Source organism: Thaumasiovibrio subtropicus (genome assembly GCF_019703835.1).
GTDB lineage: Bacteria > Pseudomonadota > Gammaproteobacteria > Enterobacterales > Vibrionaceae > Thaumasiovibrio > Thaumasiovibrio subtropicus.
Genome location: NZ_AP023054.1, coordinates 680,136 through 696,485, shown reverse-complemented (window position 1 = coordinate 696,485; position 16,350 = coordinate 680,136). Strand labels below are relative to the sequence as shown.

The following is a 16,350-nucleotide window of genomic DNA, read 5'->3' as shown; positions in this document are numbered from 1 at the left end:
CTTCCTCATCAATTATCGTTCTTCTTATGCTTATATATGGCTATAGCAACGCCGTTTTTCAACCACAGGCACAAAAACTAACGATACAATTGCCCCAATCAAATTGAAGGTAGCTCGCAACATTCGCTGCAATAGAAGTAGAGATAAGAAAGGAGGTTCGGCGCGATTCGCAACTAAATGAAAAGTTCGGTTTACTGCTTTCCTACCACCATCAAGTAGGCAAATATTCTCGGCACATTCATCGCAGTTTTTTATGATTGTAGGACAAAGAAAAATGACTTTGAAAGAGAAGTACTTAATTGGAGCTAGCCTTAGTTGCCTGTTTTTTTCACCCACTAGCTTGGCATGCATGGATGAAGAATATAATGCTCACGTTACTTACGTTTACGTGGAGGAATATACCCAGGACAGAAACCCTGGTCAGATTTTAAAACAGCATGTTGATGCATTAAAAAGAACACTCTCAGGGCCAGAATTTGAACGTCATTCAGCTATAAATACCAGCATTTCTTTCTACGATGAATCAGAGGGGGTATCGAACTTAATCCTCACCCTTTCGGCTTCCTATACCGGCGCTTATGAAGCAGTGACAGAACTCATCCGTGCAAAAGGGCATGTTTCCATTGATATCGGGCAGTGCATCAATTGATGCCTTCATCGGTCAACCAAATCATCGATGCTTGACGACCCGTTCGCCCATCTCGACGATAGGAAAAAAAACGTTGAGCATCGGATACCGTACACCAATTGCCGCCATAAATGGCGCTCACACCCAGCGCCTCTAAACGCTGTCGAGCCAGCAAATAGATATCAGCTAGCCATTTTTCTCCCTTTGGCGTAAATGCTAAGGCTGCTTTCGCATCAAACGCAATAAACGCATCTCTGACTTCACTGCCCACTTCAAACTCTTGTGGACCAATCGCAGGTCCTAGCCAAGCCAATATCTCCTTGGCTGGTGCCGAAAACGTTGCCACGGTATTTTCTAGCACACCATCGACTAAGCCTCGCCAACCGGCGTGCGCAGCTGCAACTTCAGATCCGGATTGATCACAAAAAAGCACGGGGAGGCAGTCCGCCGTCATAACGAGAGCGACAGTTTCCCTCTGAGAGGTGTAAGACGCATCCGCATCAGGCGGGCCATCAGCAAAAGCAGCATTACTTAGATCAATCACATGCGTACTGTGTATTTGATTAAGCCAATAAGGCGATGAAGGCAAGGATAGACCTAATTGACGGCGATTTTCCTCTACCTTCATAAGATCATCCCCAACATGAACACCAAGATTGAAACTGCTATAAGGCGCTTTGCTCACTCCACCACTGCGTGTCGTGCTCAGTGCTCTCACATTTCTTGGTGCGGGCCACTCAGGAACAATCCAATCCATGGTTAATACTCGTCTTCGCCGTATTTCAGCATGTCTTGGCGGAGAATCTCTGCCAGCGCCACCATGTCATCAGGTACAGGTGCGTGCCATTCCATCAGCTCTTTCGTGGTTGGATGCTCTAAACGAAGCATACGTGCATGCAGTGCTTGTCGGTCAAATCCTCGTAGCGCTTGCACCAGTTCGTCATCCGCATTACGTGGTGGACGAGGGCGTCCGCCATACTGAGGGTCACCGACAAGAGGATGCGTTAAGTAAGCCATGTGCACACGAATCTGGTGCGTACGGCCTGTTTCAAGGCGAAGTACGATACGCGTATGCTCACGGTAATGCTCCGCAACGCGATAATGGGTGATTGCAGGCTTGCCCAACTCGTTCACAGCCATCAATGTCCGTTTAGTTGAATGACGACCGATAGGCTTTTCAACCGTGCCTCCTCCCGTCATTTTACCGATGGCAATGGCTTCGTACTCTCGCGTAAATTTACGCTTTTGCAACTGACGCACTAAACGAGTTTGTGCTGGCACCGTCTTGGCTACAACCATCAACCCCGTGGTCTCTTTATCAAGGCGGTGAACAATACCAGCGCGAGGCACTTCAGCAATGTCAGGGTAATGGAAAAGCAACGCATTCAACACGGTGCCATCTGGCGTACCCGCACCGGGATGCACAACAAAACCACGCGGCTTGTTGATCACTAAGATATCATCGTCCTCATAGACAATATTCAACGGGATATCTTGTGGCTCGTAGCGCTGCTCATCTTCAATTTCTGCTTTGATGAGGATATCTTCTCCCCCCATCACCTTATGACGAGGTTTAGCACAGAGCTCACCTTCCAAAAACACACGCTCTTCGAGGATCCAATCCTTGATGCGTGAACGGGAGTAATCAGGAAATAATTCAGCTAACGCCTGATCCAGACGTTGCCCTAATTGTGAAGGTGCAACCGTTGCGGTTAATTCTATCTGCTGTGCCATGTCGAACTTTTTTAAAAACTGTGGGACTAATTGACGCATGGTGCGTAAAATAGGTGAATTACGCTATTGTATCCCTAATCGGCGCTGCCGACACGTTTATTGCAACAATTTTTAGTTCAAGGAAGCTTACGCGGTAATGAAACGACTAACCCTTTCCGGCTTATTAGCCATCGCTCTGCTTGCAGGTTGCTCTACCAGCAAAGAAACGGTTGTACCAGACATTCCTCCAGCAGATCTCTATGCAGAAGCGCAAACAGCCCTACAAGAAGGCAGTTGGCAAACTGCGATTGAGAAACTGGAAGCGTTAGACTCGCGTTATCCATTTGGTGCTTATTCTGAGCAAGTACAGCTAGACCTTATCTACGCTTACTACAAGAATGACGACCTCGCATTGAGTGAAGCAACGATTAACCGTTTTAATCGATTGCATCCAACTCACGACCGTGCTGACTGGGTACTTTATATGCGTGGCCTATCAGCAATGGCACAAGATCGCAGCTTTATGCATGATCTATTCAACATTGATCGCTCAGATCGCGACCCAGAACCAGCACGCAAAGCGTTTGCTGATTTCCGTCGTCTTCTAGAGCGTTACCCAGACAGTGTTTACGCCAATGATGCTCAGGCACGGATGGTCTTTTTGAAGAGCCGCCTTGCTGAGTATGAGCTCTCCACCATCGATTTTTATATTCGACGCGAAGCTTGGATTGCCGCCATTAACCGCGCTCAGCAATTACAGCAGCACTACCCCAATACAGAAGCGGCTAAGCGCTCTTTGACTTACATGTTAAAAGCATACGAAGAGTTGGGATTAGAAGAGCCAGCGCAACGCACGCGCGAACTGATTGAGCTTAATCCGGTTTAATCAGCCTCGAGAACAAAAAAACCGCGATATCCATCGCGGTTTTTTTGTTTTTAATCTCGTCATCTTCGGCCTGAATAGCTGTAGCCGAATGTCCCCGAAGCAGAACGCGCTCAATTCATAAGCAATATCAATAACCAGTCAACGAAAGCCCATTAGCTTGTTTGTCGTTTTTTTGTTCAGCACACTTTTGAAGATTGAGTGAATCCCCTAAAAGCACAGGCAATTAGCGTTCTCGATAACTCCATACTGCCTTAAGTTTAACGGGCCACACAAGTGTTTTTTACCTATTCACTAAACAAAAACACTCATTGCTCACACTTCCCTACCCATTTTAAAAATCAGCACAAAAACATGACTTAGATCACATTATAGAGGCGATAAATCCGTATTCTGAAGTTAACCCAACAAGGGGTAGCAACAGAGGAAAATACTATATGAATCTAGAAATTACTGGCAAAAACCTTGAAGTCACTCCTGCTATCCGCGCTCGTATCGAAGCAAAATTCACCAAATTGGAGAAATGGGAAGTTCCTCTGCTAAAACGTCACGCCGTTATCAGCCAAGAGCCTAATAAACGCTTTAAGATCGAAGCATCTGCATCAATTCCTGGCGGTAAACTCATCGCATCGGCTGACCATGAAGACATGTATGGGGCAATCACTGATATGTTCCAAAAAATGGAACGTCAGATGAATAAACAACAGCATAAACCTGAAGCACGCCGTGCCTCTCACGCGCAACCTGTTGTCGAAACGACTGAAGAAGAAGCTGAATAAGGATTGCAGGGTCCCGCAGAGGCGGGACCTCAAAACTTGACATCCCTCGCCAACCTCCCTATTGTAAAAATCTCATTATTTCTGAATAGATAATCACATGCGACCAACTCTGTTTTTCTTTGCTTTCTTTTTTACCTTGCCTAACCAGTGAGGGAGCCCTGCGCAGTCGAAAAAGAAAACCAAGACAAGCAGACAGCCTCCCAACCGGGAGGCTTTTTTATATCGCTGAACAAAAAGACTATAGGTAACACAATGACAGACGCCCCTATGCCGCTGGAGCAAATACGCGAAGAGATAACCGATCTCGATAATCAGCTCGTCGCCTTACTCGCTCGCCGCCGAAGCCTAAGTATTGAAGTCGCTAAAAGTAAAATAGGCACCACTAAGCCCGTGCGCGATCAAACCCGCGAACAACTCCTGCTTCAGCGCCTCATTTCTGAGGGGCAAAAACATCAACTTGATGCACAGTATGTCACCCAAATTTTCCATACCATCATTGCCGACTCTGTGCTTTATCAACAATCTTATCTTCAAACACTCACTAATCCAGAAAGCACGCAACCCACAGCTCGCGTTACCTTCCTCGGTAACAAAGGGTCGTATTCTCACCTTGCTACTCGCAATTACTTTAGCCGCAAACAGACACAAGTTGTTGAGATGAGCTGTCATAGCTTTAAAGATATTGTTAGCCAAGTAGAGAAAGGCAACGCAGACTATGGTGTGCTACCGATCGAAAACACCAGTTCAGGCTCCATTAATGAGGTTTACGACCTCCTACAGCACACGCGTTTAGCGATTGTTGGGGAAATTACATTACCGATTGAACACTGCTTGCTGACCGCAGTCGATACCAAACTAGAAGATATCGACACACTCTACTCGCATCCGCAACCCCACCAGCAGTGTAGTGAGTTTGTTCATCGCCTTGGTGGCGTGACACAAGAATATTGCTCTAGCACTGCCGAAGCTATGGCTGTTGTCGCCGAGAAAAAGCAGGGGAATATTGCGGCGATTGGTCATGCGAGCAGCGGCGCACTCTATGGTTTACAAGTACTAAAAACCGATATCGCTAACCAAGAAGAAAACTATACGCGCTTTATCATCGTTGCTCGAAAAGCTGTGGATGTTACGCCATTGGTGCCTGCGAAAACGACACTCATAATGTCAACAGACCAAAAGCCGGGCTCTTTAGTCGAATGCTTGTTGGTGCTGCGCAATCAACATATCAATATGGCAAAACTGGAGTCTCGCCCGGTGATGGGCAACCCATGGGAAGAGATGTTCTATCTGGACGTTGAAGCTAACATCAAAGCCGACAACATGCAGCAAGCAATGGAAGAGTTAACCCGACTAACCCGAACTATCAAAGTGTTAGGCTGCTATCCTTCAGAAAACGTGAAACCCGTTGATCCACAAACGGGTGAGTTAATTGACAGCTAACAGAGTCAACGAACTATAAAAAAGCGGGCCTCGCTATGAGGCCCGCTTTTAATCACAACCCATTATCCACGATGAGTGGCATCATTCGCTTGCTTCAGTAATCCCTGACTCTCTTTTAAGAAGCGACCAGCAAAATCTCCAAACCACAACTCAACTTGATCAAACGCTTGCTTGAAGCCTGACTTGTCTTGTGACTCCAACAGCTTAATCGCTTCACCAAAACGTTGATGGAAACGTTTGATCATCGCTAGATTTTGCGGGGAAGACATAATGATGTCGCCGTACAACGTGCCGTCTTGTGCAAACAAGCGCCCAACCATCGCCAACTCTAAGCGATAGATAGGTGAACTCATTGCCAACAGTTGCTCAAGACGCGGATCTTCTTCTGCTAGGTGCACACCATAAACAAAAGAGGTGAAGTGACGTAGTGCTTGAATCAAGGTCATACCTTGATCGTGCTCGATCGCACTGATCCGCTCAATGGTTGCTCCCCAAATCTGGATCTGCTCTAACAACCATTGGTATGTTTCTGGCATTCGGCCATCACAGTAAATAACGACCTGCTTCGCTAAACTTGGGATATCCGGACCAAACATCGGGTGCAAACCAACCACAGGACCATTGTGTACTTCAAGCATGGCTTGCAATGGCTCACTTTTGATAGAGGTAAGATCAGCAAGAATACAATCGTCAGGCAGTGACGGTAGTTTTCGAATCACACTGTCAGTGAGATGGATCGGCACTGTAACCACCACCATGCCCGCATCTGCGACCATTTCTTCAGCTTTATCCCAGTCCTTGCTGCCTAGCACTCTGACTTGGTAGCCAGAGAGCTCAAACAGTCGTCGAAACAACCGCCCAAGTTGACCATGGCCACCCACGATAACGATCGGGCGCAATTCAGGATTCAGGCATTTAAAGCCAGAGTCATTTTCGCTAGCGTAAGACTCACGCATGGTGCGGCGCAGAATATCTTCAATCAAATCGGGTGGCACCCCTTGTAAAGAGGCTTCTTCACGCCGTGACGCTAACATCGCAGCTTCGCGATCGGGGGCGTAGATAGGCAAACCATGTTCACTCTTCACTTCCCCCACTTCTGCCACCAGCGCTAAACGCTCCGCTAGCAACGCCACCATCTGTTTGTCAACTGCGTCGATCTTGTCCCGTAGCTGTGATAACTCTGCAACCATGAAATGCTCAATCCTTTATGCTTTTATTCTTTCTTCTAAAAACGGCGTCAACTCTTGGTGGGTATGACGCAGTAATGCTTCCGTACTTTGCCAATTAATACAGGCATCTGTGATTGATACACCATATTGCATCTCATCGCGAGGAATATTCGACGGCTGATTTCCCTCATTGAGATGACTCTCTAACATCACACCTATGATTGAACGATTGCCTTCACGAATTTGGTGAAGTACATCCTCAGCCACTAACGGCTGACGGCGGTAGTCCTTGCGTGAATTTGCATGACTACAGTCAATCATCAACGCAGGATCTAAGCCTGACGCCTGCATTTCAGTCTCACATTCAGAAACAGAGACTGAATCATAATTGGTCTGCTTCCCGCCGCGCAGAATCACATGACCATCTGGGTTTCCTTGTGTACTGAGCAAGGCGACTTGCCCTTGACGGTTAATGCCCATAAAGCGGTGACCATTTGCCGCCGCCTGCATCGCATTAATTGCAGTACCTAAACTACCATCGGTACCATTTTTGAAACCCACAGGCATAGAGAGGCCGCTCGCCATTTCACGGTGAGTTTGTGACTCCGTTGTTCGCGCGCCAATCGCAGCCCAACTGAACAGATCCCCCAAGTATTGAGGACTTATCGGATCCAAGGCTTCTGTTGCCAATGGAATTTCCATTTCGGTCAAATCAATCAACAATTGACGTGCTTGATGCAGGCCTTCTTCAATCTCAAAGCTGCCATCAAGGTGCGGGTCGTTGATCAAACCTTTCCACCCCACAGTTGTGCGTGGTTTCTCAAAGTAAACCCGCATCACAATATAAAGTTGATCGCTGAGTTGATCAGACAGTGCTTTGAGTTTCTGCGCGTAGGCTTTCGCTGCATCAATATCATGAATGGAGCACGGGCCACACACAATCAATAACCGATGGTCACGTTTGTGGATAATATCGGCAATCTCTTTGCGAGACTGGCATATAAAGGCATTCCCTTTTTCACTCAAAGGCAATTTGTCTTTAAGTTGCTGAGGTGTAATAAGTACTTGCTCATCGCTAATGTGTACGTTGTTGAGTTGATCTCTCTGCATCAGTCTTCCTTGCGAATCTTTTCCACGCGCTGGCGTGATCTTGAGCACACCATATCAAGACTTTCCTACCCATCGCAATAGCCTGTAAATAAAAAAATCCATACGTAAATAAAAATTTACACAGCGTTGTTTTTTACTCCCTTTCGCTAGCGGCGTATGATGCAGCCATTACATCACGAACATGAGTACTGAGATGGATCTGATATTTTCACTATTGCAACAACTGAGTGTGTATCTGGTTATCGCCTACCTCCTCAGTAAAACCCCACTCTTTATGCCCTTAATGAGTGTGTCTGGCAGCGGCTCACAGCGACTGACCTGTTATGTCTTGTTTTCATTGTTCTGCGTGCTTGGCACTTACTTTGGCTTGCAAATTCAAGATGCCATTGCCAATACCCGGGCAATAGGGGCCGTCATGGGCGGCCTATTAGGCGGGCCAGTGGTAGGTTTTGCGGTCGGCTTTACGGGCGGAATGCACCGCTACAGCATGGGAGGTTTCACTGATGTCGCCTGCGCGATTTCAACGACGGTGGAAGGCCTCATGGGAGGCCTACTCCATATCTATCTTGTTCGTCGCGGCCGAGTAGAAGATATCTTCAAACCTGGGATCGTGTTTGCGATAACACTCGCCGCAGAAATTTGCCAAATGGCGATTATCTTGTTAGTAGCCAAACCTTTTGACCAAGCTTACGAACTGGTTAGTGCTATCGCATTACCCATGATCATTGCTAACTCGGTCGGTGCCGCGCTATTTATGAGCATCATTCAAGACCGAAAGGCGATCTACGAAAAATACTCCGCCGCTTTCACTAGCCGTGCGCTAAAAATTGCCCAGCGCAGCGTCGGAGTTTTCAGCGATGGCTTCAATCCCAAAAGTGCCGAACGCATCGCGCGGATCATTTATGAAGAGACAGGGGTTGGTGCTGTTTCGATCACCGATAGAGAAAAGATCCTCGCGTTTATTGGCATCGGTGACGACCATCACTTACCGGGAACGATGATTTCATCTCACTGCACACAACGCGCTATTCTTGGCAAAGAACTCATCTATGCCGATGGCTATGAAGAGCCTTACCAATGCTCCATCGATCCCAACTGTAAACTCGGATCGTCACTCGTCATTCCATTAAAAGGGGGGGACGATGACGTCATCGGTACCATTAAGCTCTATGAGCCTAAGCGAAAACTCTTTTCGACCATTAATCTGACGCTAGGGGAAGGCATCGCAAAACTGCTCTCCAATCAGATTCTCACTAGCCGCTTTTTACAACAAAAGTCCCTGCTCACCAAAGCAGAACTCAAGCTATTGCAGGCTCAAGTTAATCCACATTTTTTATTCAACGCTTTGAATACAATCAGTGCCGTTGTGCGTCGAGACCCAGACCGAGCACGAGATTTGATCCAACATTTATCACAATTTTTCCGTCGCAACCTGAAACAAAACAGCGACACCATTACGCTAAAAGAGGAGCTAGAGCACATACAGTCTTACATGAAGATTGAGCTCGCCCGCTTCTCTGACCGTCTCTCGTTAGATGTGCAGATAGAGCCGAGTTTACTCAACATCACAGTACCGACCTTCACACTGCAACCCTTGGTAGAAAATGCCATCAAACATGGCACCTCTCATCTGCTCGACAGTGGTCAAGTGACGGTGAGTGCGCAAATCACCGCGGAAGGCGTATTGCTGCAAGTTGAAGATAATGCAGGTAATTACAACCCTGAAACGCCCAGTAAAGGCGGTTTAGGGACAAGGATCGTCGATAAACGGATTAAAAACCTTTTTGGTGAGCAATATGGTCTGACATTGAGCAGCCAGCCTGAAAGCTGGACTCGTGCTTCTATTTTGCTGCCGCACTCAGTGAGAACCGATATATGATTACTGCCCTTGTCGTCGATGATGAGCTGTTCGCGCGAGAAGAGTTAATTGAGCTGCTTGAAGAAGCGGGTGACATTGAGATCATTGGTCAATGTAGTAATGCGATAGAAGCATTAAAGAAGATCCATCAAGATAAACCCGATGTTGTCTTTCTCGATATCCAAATGCCTCAGATCACCGGGATAGAGCTTTTGAGTATGATGGACCAAGACACCATGCCAAAAATTGTCTTTGTCACCGCCTATGATGAGTACGCGATTCAAGCTTTCGAAGAGAATGCGTTCGACTACTTACTCAAACCCCTAGAAGAGCATCGGTTACGCAAAACACTCGAAAAACTCAAACGTTCTACCGCACAAGATGTCACGCCATTGACACAAGAGACGTTAGAGCAGATACCGTGCTCTGGGCACAATCGTATTCTCATTGTGCCGACACATGAGATTGAGTTTGTCAGTAGCAGCCTAAGTGGCGTCACGGTGTACACGGCTGAACAGCAAGCGACAACACAGCTGACACTGAAAACCCTCGAAGACAAAACACCTCTTTTTCGATGCCATCGTCAATATCTGGTTAACCCGAAGCAAATCCGTGAAGTTCGTCTATTGGAGAATGGATTAGCGGAGGTGATTACCCCATCCAACCATCAAATTCCGATCAGTCGTCGCTACTTAAAACCGCTAAAAGACCTCTTAGGCCTGCACTATTGATATTTCCTCTCCGGGGTATTCCGCGTCAGCCCTTATCTGACGCGGCTTCATCCAATTTTTGAGCCAAGTCACACGCTGAACTGCCGCTGAACCACTTAATCCCTATATCGACCACTCGCACGGCTATACCTCCACTCGGCTATTCCGAACGCGCATTTCGAAAATAACGAAGTATCATGGCAAAAGTACTCAATTTAACCCTCAACTTGCAGAAGGATAACCGCGATGACTTGGTTCCTGCTTTGTGTTGCCGCTCTAATCGGTGGATATTTTATCTACGGCAGCTTTGTTGAACGCGTATTTGGCATCAACGAAAACCGTAAAACTCCCGCTCACACTAAAACTGACGGCGTTGACTACGTGCCAATGTCGAACAAAAAAGTGTATCTGGTTCAATTATTGAACATCGCTGGCGTAGGCCCCATTTTCGGTCCCATTCTCGGCGCACTATACGGGCCTTCTGCACTCCTTTGGATCGTGTTTGGTTGTATCTTCGCTGGTGCGACACACGACTACTTCTCAGGCATGCTATCCGTTCGCAACGGTGGTGCTTCTGTACCAACTTTGACCGGACGCTACTTGGGCAACGGCGCTAAACACTTTATGAACATCTTTGCGCTCGTGTTGTTGATCCTTGTCGGTGTTGTTTTCGTTTCTGCACCAGCAGGCATGATTACTAACCTCGTGAATGAGCAGAGCTCAATGACGGTCTCTATGGGTACCATGGTCGCCATCATCTTTGCTTACTACATCATCGCTACTATCGTTCCTGTCGATAAAATCATTGGCCGCTTCTACCCATTCTTCGGTGCATTGCTTATCTTCATGTCGGTTGGTCTGCTAGGTGCTATCGTTTTCTCTAGTGACTACACGCTACTCAATGGCTTCACTGCTGGCGATTTCATGAGTAACCTCAACCCGAACGACATGCCACTTTGGCCTGCGCTATTCATTACCATCGCTTGTGGCGCAATCTCAGGTTTCCACGCAACGCAATCACCCTTAATGGCACGTTGCATGGAAAACGAAAAGAATGGCCGTTTTGTCTTCTACGGAGCAATGATCGGTGAAGGGGTTATCGCACTAATCTGGTGTACCATCGCACTCACTTTCTTTGGTGACCTTGGTTCGCTTTCTGAAGCCGTGGCAGCGGGTGGCCCAGGTAACGTTGTTTACTCTGCATCATTCGGTCTACTGGGTGTGTTTGGTGGTATCATTGCCTTCCTTGGGGTTGTTATCCTCCCTATCACGTCTGGCGATACCGCTTTCCGTTCAAGCCGTCTCATTCTTGCTGAATACTTCAACATGGGTCAGAAGCAAATTAAGAACCGCCTGATTATTGCCGCACCGCTATTTGTCATCGGCGGCATCCTGACGCAAGTAGACTTCAACGTCATCTGGCGCTACTTCGGTTTCGCTAACCAGCTGACTGCGGTAATGATGCTTTGGACTGCGTCAGCATACTTACTCCGTCACAACAAGCTACACTGGATTACCTCGGTACCAGCCATGTTTATGACGACGGTTGTTACAACGTTCATTCTTAACAACGGCCAACTAGGCTTCGGTCTACCGATGACGATCTCTACAGCAGCAGGCGTTGTTGTGGCAGGCACCGTCATTACATTGCTTATTACGAAGTTCAAAGGTATTGGTGAGCCAGAGGAAGAAGAAGTAGAGCAAGCCAAAACCGCTTAATTCCTATCACAAGTTATATAACAATAAAGCCACTCATTGAGTGGCTTTATTCATTACATACCGATATTCATTTAAGTCGTTAATAAAATCAATCTTTGAAATTCGTTAATTTAAATGAGATTTCAAAAATATACTTTTACACAACCGACAAATTTCAATGTAATAGCGTAAATACTGCCTCTCGACAGAAAGTGTATTTCAAAATGTAACACAACAGAATAAGCAACCCATTTTATATATAAATACAGCACTCACCTAAATCCATTAAAACATTTTTAAAATCAAACCATTAACATTACAGCTTCATCTTCAGCTCGCTTAAAATCCAAGCTTAGAGGCAGTTCAAAAAAATATCTTAGATTAGCCTTGATAAAACCCCGCCAAACATTAGTCATTGTTTTTCATATAAAATATTTTGTTACATCGACTTAAAGCAGTACGAATTAATACCTCTTTGGGTTTGATATAAATAGCCTGTAAAACTAATCAGTGAGGCTACAATGAAAATCAAAACTCTAACCCTATTTGTCGGTGCTGCATTACTGGCGGGTTGTAATAGCTCGTCTACTAGCGAGTCTCCGGCACCAGTGGTAAACAATACTCTGACGGTAAAAACCGTTATGACTTCAACAACTGAAGATGTAAATGGTCATAACAAGCGCAACTTCGAGTGTGCCATTTCCGATTTTGAAGTACTCGTTCACGATGAAAACGGTGATTACGCGAAGACGTTGACTACAGACTCGAATGGTGAGATTTCATTCAAAGATGTGCCTGCACATCACTATGTCACTCTTAATCCATCCCAAGCTCACTACAAGTTAGCAGCAAATGAAACGATTTACTCTTTCCAAAAAGAGATCGTGACTGCTAATGCCGCTCTATACATCGATGATTACAAAGGCACTTCTCTCGAACATTGTGTTGAAATGATTGACGAGCCTGAAATCGAGCAGCTTCGTTACATTGACATCGCGTTTGCTCTACCTAACCTACCAGGGCTACACACCATCCCGGAACTAGACGAAGCGGGTCGACTAGAGCTAACTAATGACCTACCTGGCGTTATGGTTTACACCACAGTCTCAACTGACCGCTATGATGAACCGCGCCAAGCTGCATTCGTTTCTATTGACGAGTTACGTGACAAAGAGTTCTTCAAGTTTGACGCTGATCGCCTTCAAGATGTCGATGGTGTTACTTTGAATTCAGAAGCACTCGCAAATTGGGATTCTGCTTCTTACCGCGTAGATGGCTACACTTACTTCAGTAATGCCAATACTGCGATTGAAGATACTCAATCACCACTACAAACCCTTATTCCTTTCCCTCAAATTGAAGGCGGAATGGGTCAATTTGATGTTGCGAGCTCTGAACACCAAGATCACAACATGAATGTGTTTAGTTTTGGTTCGACATTGTTCTCTAACGAGCGCAATGTGACTGTACCGAATCGTTCAATCGACACCTTTTACGTAAGAAATAACTCACCGCAAGTTTTTGAGTTCGAACTTAATGATTTCAATGCTGATCTAGTAGAACTATTTGTAACCTATGCAAGTGGTGAAGAAGTCACATTATCACACGTTGTATTGGGTTCTGGTTACAACAGCACTATTGCAACGCCTGTTGTGCGCCCAACTCCAGAAATTGCAGATCAATACATCGGCAAATCTCTTTTCATTGCTAACTTTGAGCAAAACGGTAAGTACGCTGCGTTCTTCGATGGTGAGCTCGATCTAAACTTAGAGACTGTTTCAGATAATGTTGTTGATAGCGTTGAAGCACTACAAACAACAGATCGTCACTACATCTGGACTGGTAACCTTCCTCACTAACTCCCGTGGGAAAATGACTAGTAAAGAGCAGCCTTTGGCTGCTCTTATTTTAGCGACTCTACTTGCTATTTCTAAACCCACTCTTGGTAGTCAACAGCGTATAGCCTAATCTCCTACCCCACACTCTTCAGCCAAATAGCCCACTTTAAAGCTATAGATTGTAAAAATTCTCAGTCGCTATCTATATTAAACCACCCCGATAAAAGCACCTTTTAGCATCTAGAGCACCTAAAAGCTGCACGCTGTCACGAACATCACCAGTACATAGATTAAACTATTGATTTTTAAGTGATTTTTATAAGGTGCAGCTTTTCGAGTTTTTACCTACTGAAGTCCAAAAGCTAACAATGCTGTACATACCTAAAGGTTAAATAAGTAAGCTACTGTTTTAATTATTAAAAATGAGAATATCGCGATAGAACCTTTTGAGCACCTGCAGACCAAAAGCTACCCAAGCTGTACATGTAAAGCCAAGATATAAAAAAACCCGCCTCATTGAGGCGGGTCTCTATCTCACTAATTAATCGCGAACGATTACTTAGCCAGCTTCTCACGGATACGTGCTGATTTACCAGAACGCTCACGTAGGTAGTACAGCTTGGCACGACGAACTGCACCACGACGCTTAACAGTAATGCTGTCAACTAGTGGAGAGTGAGTTTGGAATGCACGCTCAACACCTTCACCGTTAGAGATCTTACGAACGGTAAATGCAGAGTGCAGACCACGGTTACGCTTAGCGATAACCACGCCTTCGAACGCCTGAAGACGCTCACGCTCACCTTCTTTTACTTTAACCTGAACAACAACTGTGTCACCAGGTGCAAAAGCAGGAATGTCTTGTTTCATTTGCTCTTGTTCGAGCTGTTTGATGATGTTACTCATTTCTATACCCTAGAATAAACTGATACTAGTTAAATTGATTATCTGCTCGGTATTCGCGAATAAATTCGCTGAGCAATAATTCCTGATCGTCAGTCAGAGCTAGGTTTTCCAGGAGCTCTGGTCTTCGTAGCCAAGTGCGGCCTAACGACTGCTTGAGTCGCCAGCGGCGAATGTCCTTATGGTTCCCTGAAAGTAAGACTGCAGGAACAGTTTCACCATCCAAGGTTTCAGGACGAGTATAGTGAGGATGATCAAGCAATCCGTTAGCAAAAGAGTCTTCTTCTGCTGAGGCCATGTCACCAAGGACACCGGGTACAAAACGTACTACAGCATCAACTAATGTCATGGCTGGTAGCTCGCCACCAGTCAGCACAAAATCCCCAATCGACCACTCTTCGTCAATCTCTTGCTGGATAATGCGCTCATCTATCCCTTCATATCGGCCACAGACAAGAATCAAATTCTCGTTCGCGGCGAGTTCCTCAACACCCGCTTGATCAAGCTTGCGTCCTTGAGGAGAAAGGTAGATCACTTTCGCCGTTTCGCCTACATGCTGTTTTGCTGTCTGAATGGCATCGCGCAGAGGCTGTACCATCATTAGCATTCCAGGTCCGCCACCATAAGGTTTATCATCAACCGTACGGTGTTTGTCATGGGTGAAATCACGAGGATTCCAAACATCCAATGACAAAAGGCCTTTTTTTACCGCCTGGCCCGTCACCCCAAAATTAGTAATGGTATCGAACATCTCCGGAAACAGGCTTACAACGCCAACCTTCATCTGTTCGTTCCTTTACTAGGGTTAGAATCCAGGATCCCAGTCAACTTCGATCCGTTGAGCAGCGCGATCAATCGACTTGATGACCTGCTCATCGAGGAACGGGATTAAGCGTTCCTTTTGGCCAAAAGCGTCTTTCAGGTTAGCTTTAACTACCAATACATCATTTGAGCCAGTTTCCAGTACATCGGTCACTTTGCCCAAGTCATAACCTTGTGAGGTTACCACCTTCATCCCAACCAACTCACGATGATAAAACTCATCATCAGATAGCGCAGGTAATGCATCCGCAGGAACAGCGATTTCAGCGTTAGTAAACACCTGAGCTTCTTCTCGAATCTCAATGTTATCCAACTTCACTATCCAGCCCTGATTGTGACGTTTCCAGCTTTCAACAGAAAACGTTTTCCACTCACCATGCACATGAATGAACCATGGTGTGTAGCTAAAAATGTTTTCGGCTTCTTCTGTGTAGGAAAAAATCTTGAGCCAGCCGCGGATACCATAAGTAGCACCTAGCTTGCCGACTACAACAAGTTCTTGCTTGCTCATATTTCCCATCTACCAATCAATTAAGCTTTAGCAGCGTCTTTGATTAGTTTAGCGGCACGGTCAGAAACCGTAGCACCTTCGCCAACCCAGTGGTTAACGCGGTCTAGGTCCAAACGTAAACGCTCTTCTTGGCCTTTAGCCAGTGGGTTGAAGAAACCAACGTTCTCGATGTAACGACCGTCACGCTTGAAACGTGAGTCAGCTACAACGATTTGATAAAATGGGCGTTTTTTCGCACCGTGACGTGCCAAACGAATGGTTACCATATCGTCCTCTTTGCATTACTGA

At 46.0% G+C, this 16,350-nt stretch carries 16 protein-coding genes and 1 other annotated feature; of the genes, 8 read left to right on the top strand and 8 right to left on the bottom strand.

Going from position 1 to position 16,350, the window contains the following annotated elements; all coding sequences use genetic code 11:
• Nucleotides 1-274 precede the first annotated feature (274 nt).
• Nucleotides 275-649, top strand: coding sequence for a hypothetical protein (locus TSUB_RS03335; protein ID WP_087019080.1), 375 nt, complete (start codon nt 275-277; stop codon nt 647-649).
• Here the strand turns inward: TSUB_RS03335 and yfiH are convergent.
• Both yfiH and rluD read right to left on the bottom strand, forming a co-directional pair.
• The gene (gene yfiH / locus TSUB_RS03330; protein ID WP_087019082.1) at nt 642-1,385 is read right to left on the bottom strand and encodes a purine nucleoside phosphorylase YfiH; all 744 of its coding nucleotides are present in this window, start codon (nt 1,383-1,385) and stop codon (nt 642-644) included. The genes TSUB_RS03335 and yfiH overlap by 8 nt on opposite strands.
• 2 nt (nt 1,386-1,387) lie before the next feature.
• On the bottom strand, nt 1,388-2,362 hold the full coding sequence (gene rluD, locus TSUB_RS03325; protein ID WP_087019099.1) for a 23S rRNA pseudouridine(1911/1915/1917) synthase RluD: 975 nt from the start codon (nt 2,360-2,362) through the stop codon (nt 1,388-1,390).
• Nucleotides 2,363-2,498: 136 nt separating this feature from the next.
• On the opposite strand from rluD, the gene bamD reads away from it, so the two are divergent.
• The 3 genes from bamD to pheA all read left to right on the top strand — a co-directional run bounded on the left by bamD (nt 2,499) and on the right by pheA (nt 5,443).
• Nucleotides 2,499-3,227, top strand: coding sequence for an outer membrane protein assembly factor BamD (bamD, locus tag TSUB_RS03320; RefSeq protein WP_087019084.1), 729 nt, complete (start codon nt 2,499-2,501; stop codon nt 3,225-3,227).
• A 434-nt stretch (nt 3,228-3,661) separates the two neighbouring features.
• Nucleotides 3,662-4,003, top strand: a complete 342-nt coding sequence (hpf, locus tag TSUB_RS03315; protein ID WP_087019085.1) for a ribosome hibernation-promoting factor, HPF/YfiA family — start codon at nt 3,662-3,664, stop codon at nt 4,001-4,003.
• Between the two features lie 96 nt (nt 4,004-4,099).
• Nucleotides 4,100-4,225: a sequence feature (Phe leader region), on the top strand.
• A 30-nt stretch (nt 4,226-4,255) separates the two neighbouring features.
• Nucleotides 4,256-5,443, top strand: coding sequence for a prephenate dehydratase (gene pheA, locus TSUB_RS03310; RefSeq protein WP_087019087.1), 1,188 nt, complete (start codon nt 4,256-4,258; stop codon nt 5,441-5,443).
• A 62-nt stretch (nt 5,444-5,505) separates the two neighbouring features.
• On the opposite strand, the gene tyrA is transcribed toward pheA, so the two are convergent.
• Entirely contained in the window at nt 5,506-6,633 is a 1,128-nt protein-coding gene (tyrA, locus tag TSUB_RS03305) for a bifunctional chorismate mutase/prephenate dehydrogenase (RefSeq protein ID WP_087019089.1), read from the bottom strand.
• Nucleotides 6,634-6,648: 15 nt separating this feature from the next.
• Complete coding sequence (locus tag TSUB_RS03300; protein WP_087019091.1) at nt 6,649-7,722, bottom strand: 3-deoxy-7-phosphoheptulonate synthase; 1,074 nt, start codon at nt 7,720-7,722, stop codon at nt 6,649-6,651.
• 193 nt (nt 7,723-7,915) lie between these two features.
• On the opposite strand from TSUB_RS03300, the gene TSUB_RS03295 reads away from it, so the two are divergent.
• From TSUB_RS03295 to TSUB_RS03280, 4 genes are all read left to right on the top strand, one after another.
• On the top strand, nt 7,916-9,601 hold the full coding sequence (locus tag TSUB_RS03295; RefSeq protein WP_087019093.1) for a sensor histidine kinase: 1,686 nt from the start codon (nt 7,916-7,918) through the stop codon (nt 9,599-9,601).
• Complete coding sequence (btsR, locus tag TSUB_RS03290) at nt 9,598-10,311, top strand: two-component system response regulator BtsR (RefSeq protein ID WP_087019095.1); 714 nt, start codon at nt 9,598-9,600, stop codon at nt 10,309-10,311. Before TSUB_RS03295 ends, btsR begins: the two co-directional genes overlap by 4 nt.
• Before the next feature lie 225 nt (nt 10,312-10,536).
• A complete protein-coding gene (locus TSUB_RS03285; protein WP_087019097.1) occupies nt 10,537-12,009 on the top strand; it encodes a carbon starvation CstA family protein in 1,473 nt (490 codons plus the stop codon).
• Nucleotides 12,010-12,509: 500 nt separating this feature from the next.
• The gene (locus TSUB_RS03280; protein WP_087018088.1) at nt 12,510-13,847 is read left to right on the top strand and encodes a hypothetical protein; all 1,338 of its coding nucleotides are present in this window, start codon (nt 12,510-12,512) and stop codon (nt 13,845-13,847) included.
• A 534-nt stretch (nt 13,848-14,381) separates the two neighbouring features.
• On the opposite strand, the gene rplS is transcribed toward TSUB_RS03280, so the two are convergent.
• The 4 genes from rplS to rpsP are packed head-to-tail and all read right to left on the bottom strand — an operon-like array spanning nt 14,382 to nt 16,328.
• Nucleotides 14,382-14,732, bottom strand: a complete 351-nt coding sequence (rplS, locus tag TSUB_RS03275) for a 50S ribosomal protein L19 (protein WP_087018089.1) — start codon at nt 14,730-14,732, stop codon at nt 14,382-14,384.
• A 25-nt stretch (nt 14,733-14,757) separates the two neighbouring features.
• The gene (gene trmD / locus TSUB_RS03270) at nt 14,758-15,513 is read right to left on the bottom strand and encodes a tRNA (guanosine(37)-N1)-methyltransferase TrmD (protein WP_087018091.1); all 756 of its coding nucleotides are present in this window, start codon (nt 15,511-15,513) and stop codon (nt 14,758-14,760) included.
• Between the two features lie 21 nt (nt 15,514-15,534).
• Entirely contained in the window at nt 15,535-16,062 is a 528-nt protein-coding gene (rimM, locus tag TSUB_RS03265) for a ribosome maturation factor RimM (RefSeq protein WP_087018135.1), read from the bottom strand.
• A gap of 20 nt (nt 16,063-16,082) precedes the next feature.
• The gene (gene rpsP / locus TSUB_RS03260) at nt 16,083-16,328 is read right to left on the bottom strand and encodes a 30S ribosomal protein S16 (RefSeq protein WP_087018093.1); all 246 of its coding nucleotides are present in this window, start codon (nt 16,326-16,328) and stop codon (nt 16,083-16,085) included.
• Nucleotides 16,329-16,350 lie beyond the last annotated feature (22 nt).

Coding starts and splice junctions, on each gene's coding strand:
- TSUB_RS03335 (WP_087019080.1), top strand. CDS start 275: ATGACTTTGAAAGAGAAGTACTTAATTGGAGCTAGCCTTAGTTGCCTG.
- yfiH (WP_087019082.1), bottom strand. CDS start 1,385: ATGGATTGGATTGTTCCTGAGTGGCCCGCACCAAGAAATGTGAGAGCA.
- rluD (WP_087019099.1), bottom strand. CDS start 2,362: ATGGCACAGCAGATAGAATTAACCGCAACGGTTGCACCTTCACAATTA.
- bamD (WP_087019084.1), top strand. CDS start 2,499: ATGAAACGACTAACCCTTTCCGGCTTATTAGCCATCGCTCTGCTTGCA.
- hpf (WP_087019085.1), top strand. CDS start 3,662: ATGAATCTAGAAATTACTGGCAAAAACCTTGAAGTCACTCCTGCTATC.
- pheA (WP_087019087.1), top strand. CDS start 4,256: ATGACAGACGCCCCTATGCCGCTGGAGCAAATACGCGAAGAGATAACC.
- tyrA (WP_087019089.1), bottom strand. CDS start 6,633: ATGGTTGCAGAGTTATCACAGCTACGGGACAAGATCGACGCAGTTGAC.
- TSUB_RS03300 (WP_087019091.1), bottom strand. CDS start 7,722: ATGCAGAGAGATCAACTCAACAACGTACACATTAGCGATGAGCAAGTA.
- TSUB_RS03295 (WP_087019093.1), top strand. CDS start 7,916: ATGGATCTGATATTTTCACTATTGCAACAACTGAGTGTGTATCTGGTT.
- btsR (WP_087019095.1), top strand. CDS start 9,598: ATGATTACTGCCCTTGTCGTCGATGATGAGCTGTTCGCGCGAGAAGAG.
- TSUB_RS03285 (WP_087019097.1), top strand. CDS start 10,537: ATGACTTGGTTCCTGCTTTGTGTTGCCGCTCTAATCGGTGGATATTTT.
- TSUB_RS03280 (WP_087018088.1), top strand. CDS start 12,510: ATGAAAATCAAAACTCTAACCCTATTTGTCGGTGCTGCATTACTGGCG.
- rplS (WP_087018089.1), bottom strand. CDS start 14,732: ATGAGTAACATCATCAAACAGCTCGAACAAGAGCAAATGAAACAAGAC.
- trmD (WP_087018091.1), bottom strand. CDS start 15,513: ATGAAGGTTGGCGTTGTAAGCCTGTTTCCGGAGATGTTCGATACCATT.
- rimM (WP_087018135.1), bottom strand. CDS start 16,062: ATGAGCAAGCAAGAACTTGTTGTAGTCGGCAAGCTAGGTGCTACTTAT.
- rpsP (WP_087018093.1), bottom strand. CDS start 16,328: ATGGTAACCATTCGTTTGGCACGTCACGGTGCGAAAAAACGCCCATTT.